General features: G+C 70.6%; 3 protein-coding genes. All 3 read right to left on the reverse strand.

What is annotated here, in order from left to right:
- Positions 1-575, reverse strand: a 575-nt coding sequence (locus DW299_RS01210) for a hypothetical protein (RefSeq protein WP_205814307.1), incomplete at its 3' end; no start/stop codon positions are given.
- Between the two features lie 105 nt (positions 576-680).
- Positions 681-1,106, reverse strand: a complete 426-nt coding sequence (rbfA, locus tag DW299_RS01215) for a 30S ribosome-binding factor RbfA (protein WP_136035107.1) — start codon at positions 1,104-1,106, stop codon at positions 681-683.
- Between the two features lie 69 nt (positions 1,107-1,175).
- Positions 1,176-3,044 carry a translation initiation factor IF-2 gene (gene infB, locus DW299_RS01220; protein WP_240745278.1) on the reverse strand — a complete coding sequence of 623 codons (1,869 nt, stop codon included), beginning with the start codon at positions 3,042-3,044 and terminating at the stop codon, positions 1,176-1,178.
- Between the last annotated feature and the right edge of the window lie 576 nt (positions 3,045-3,620).

Raw genomic sequence — 3,620 nt, forward strand, 5'->3', positions numbered from 1 at the left:
GTCGGTGCGGCGCCGAGCAGTCTCCGCGCCGCACCGACCAGCGTCCGTGCGGCCGCGGGGTCGCCGGTCAACGACGCGCGCGCCCGATGCCACGCCGCTGCGTCCTCATCGCCGAGGGCCGCTTGCAGTCCCGCCAGCCGGGTGTGCACCTCCGCCGTCCGCGCCGAGGTCGACAGCGCCTGAATCCACACCGAGAGGCGCGGGTCGGACAGTCGCACCCGGCCCGCATGGATCACGAGCAGTGCGCCGACCGGGGAGGCCGCCAGCTCCCGCGCCGACCGGCCGTCGAACGCGACCAGGGTGCCGAGGTCGTCGCCGCTGCGCAGTGTCTGCGCGAGCAGCAGCGTGCGGTCACGCTCCGAGAGCTCGAGCTCCGCGAAGGCACGCTCGACCGCGGGCGTCAGGGGCAGGGGTGAGGGCAGCGCGCGCCGTCCCAGCCGCTGGTCCGGCGTCAGCCGCTCCGCGACCTCGACGACGCTCGGCGGATCGGCGGCGAGACGCGCGGCCAGTCGCGCCACCACGTGCGGCGCGCAGACCAGTTCGCGCGCGAGAAGATCGCGGAGCAGCAGCTCCACGATCGCGGGCGCGACGACACCGCCGTCGCTCGATACCGTCGCTGGAATGCCGATCCCCCAGGTCCATCGGATGTCATCCCCGCGGACCCGAGGGTATCAAACGGATCAGTCCTCGTCGTCGACCGAGCGGTACGGGTCGGCGTCGCCGGCCGGGGAGGCAGAGGAGGCGAGCTTCGCGACCTCGGCGTCCCGCTCCTGCGCCTCACGCAGCAGCGCCGTGATGTGATCGGCGTTCTCCGGGAGCGCGTCCGGGATGAACTCGAGCGTCGGCACGAGACGCGTGCTCAGCTGTCGGCCGACCTCGCTGCGCAGCATGCCCGTCGCCGAGGTCAGGGCGGCACCGCTCGCGATGCGCTCCTCCTCCGAGCCGAGGACCGTGTAGAACACCGAGGCGTGCTGCAGGTCTCCGCTCACGCGGACATCGGTGATGGTCACGAACCCGAGGCGCGGGTCGCGCAGACCCTTCTCGAGACGCTCGGCGAGGATCACACGGATGCGGTCCGCGAGTCGTGCCTGTCGTTCGCCTGCCATAGCTCTTTCCCTTCAGAGGCCTTCGGGCGGGGACGCGTCAGCATCCCCGCCCGAAGGTATCGAACCCGATCAGCCGCGAGGCTTCTCGACCATCTCGGTGGTCTCGATCTCGTCGCCGATCTGGATGTCGTTGTACTTGCCGAGGCCGATACCGGCTTCGTAGTCGGTGCGCACCTCGGTGACGTCGTCCTTGAACCGGCGCAGCGACTCGATGGCCAGGCCATCGGCGATGACGACGCCGTCGCGGATGACACGGGCCTTCGCGTTGCGCGTGATCGTCCCCGACCGCACGATGACACCGGCGATGTTGCCGAACTTCGAGGAGCGGAACACCTCGCGGATCTCGGCGACACCCGACTGGACCTCTTCGTACTCCGGCTTGAGCATGCCCTTGAGCGAGCTCTCGATCTCGTCGATCGCGTTGTAGATGACGGAGTAGAAGCGGATGTCCACGCCCTCACGGGAGGCGCGCTCGCGCGCCTTCGTGTCGGGGCGGACGTTGAAGCCCACGATGATCGCGTTGTCGATCGTCGCCAGGTTCACGTCGGACTCGGTGATCGCACCGACACCGCGGTGGATGATGCGCAGCTGCACCGAGTCGTCGACCTCGATCTTGAGGAGCGACTCCTCCAGCGCCTCGACGGCACCGGAGACGTCACCCTTGATGATGAGGTTGAGCGACTCGACCTTGCCCTCTTCCAGAGCACGGGTGAAGTCCTCGAGCGAGATGCGCTTGCGGGCCTTGGCCAGCTGGGCGTTGCGCTCGACCGCTTCACGCTTCTCGGCGATCTGACGGGCCATGCGGTCTTCCTCGGTGACGATGAAGACGTCGCCGGCGCGGGGCACGGAGTTGAGTCCCTGCACCTGGACCGGGCGAGACGGCGCGGCCGCCTCGACGGTCTCGCCGTTCTCGTCGATCATCGCGCGCACGCGGCCGTAGGCGGTACCCGCCACGATCGCGTCACCGACCCGCAGGGTTCCGGACTGGATCAGCACCGTCGCGACCGAACCGCGGCCCTTGTCGAGCTTCGCCTCGATGGCGACACCGCGAGCGGCCTTGTTCGGGTTGGCGGTGAGGTCGAGACCGGCGTCCGCGGTGAGCAGCACGGCGTCCAGGAGGTCCTGGATACCGGTGTTCGCGCGAGCCGACACGTCGACGAACATCACGTCGCCGCCGTACTCCTCGGCCACCAGACCGTATTCGGTCAGCTGCTGACGCACCTTGGCCGGGTTGGCCTCGGGCTTGTCGACCTTGTTGACCGCGACCACGATCGGCACGTTCGCCGCCTGGGCGTGGTTCAGGGCCTCCACCGTCTGCGGCATGATGCCGTCGTCGGCCGCGACCACGAGGATCGCGAGGTCGGTCACCTGGGCACCACGGGCACGCATGGCGGTGAACGCCTCGTGACCCGGGGTGTCGATGAAGGTGATGGCCCGCTCGATGCCCTCGTGCTCGGTCCAGACCTGGTACGCACCGATGTGCTGGGTGATGCCGCCGGCCTCGCCCTCGATGACGTTCGTCTGACGGATCGCGTCGAGAAGGCGCGTCTTACCGTGGTCGACGTGACCCATGACGGTGACGACCGGGGGACGGATCTCGAGGTCGTCCTCGCTCTCCTCCGCCAGCTCCTTCTCGAGGTCGAGACCGAAGCCCTCGAGGAGCTCCTTGTCCTCGTCCTCGGGCGAGACCATCTGGACCTTGTAGCCCAGCTCCTCACCCAGGACCTCGAACGTGGCCTCGTCCAGCGACTCGGTGGCCGTGGCCATCTCGCCGAGGTTGAAGAGGATCGTCACGAGCGTGCCCGGCTGCACGGTGTAGCCGGTCAGTGCCTCGATCTTGTCGGCGAAGTCCGCGATGGACGCACCGCGGCGCATGCGGATCGTCTCGCCGTTGCCGCGCGTGACGTTGACGCCGCCGACGACCGGGGCGCTCCGCATTTCGAACTCTTGCCGCTTCGCCCGCCGCGACTTGCGCTGCTTGCTCTTGCCGCCGCCCTTACCGAAGGCACCGGCCGTGCCGCCACCGGGGCCGCGACCGCGACCGCCGCCACCGGGACGACCGGCGAAGCCACCACCGGGACGGGGGCCCGCACCGGGACCGCCACCGGCGCCACCCGGACGACCGGGACCGCCCGTGCGCTGCTGGAACGGAGCACCGGGACGACCGCCCTGGCCGCCACGAGGCGCACCCGGACGGGGCGAACCCGGACGGGGAGCTCCGGGACGAGGAGCCCCGGGACGCGGCGCCTGCGGACGCGGGATGTTGCCGGGGGTCGGCCGCTGTCCCATGCCCTGCGCCGAGGCGAAGGGGTTGTTGCCGGGACGGGGACCGGCGGGGCGCTGCCCCATGCCCTGCGCCGACGAGAAGGGGTTGTTGCCGGGGCGCGGCGCACCGGGCTTCGGGGCGTTGCCGTCACCCGACGACGGGGCGGCCGGCGCCGGAGCGGACGGCTTGGCCGGAGCCGCGGGAGCCGGAGCCTTCTCCGCCGGAGCCTGTGCGGCGGAGAAGGCTCA

This window comes from Microbacterium sp. K35, from assembly GCF_004794375.1.
Classification (GTDB): domain Bacteria; phylum Actinomycetota; class Actinomycetes; order Actinomycetales; family Microbacteriaceae; genus Microbacterium; species Microbacterium sufflavum.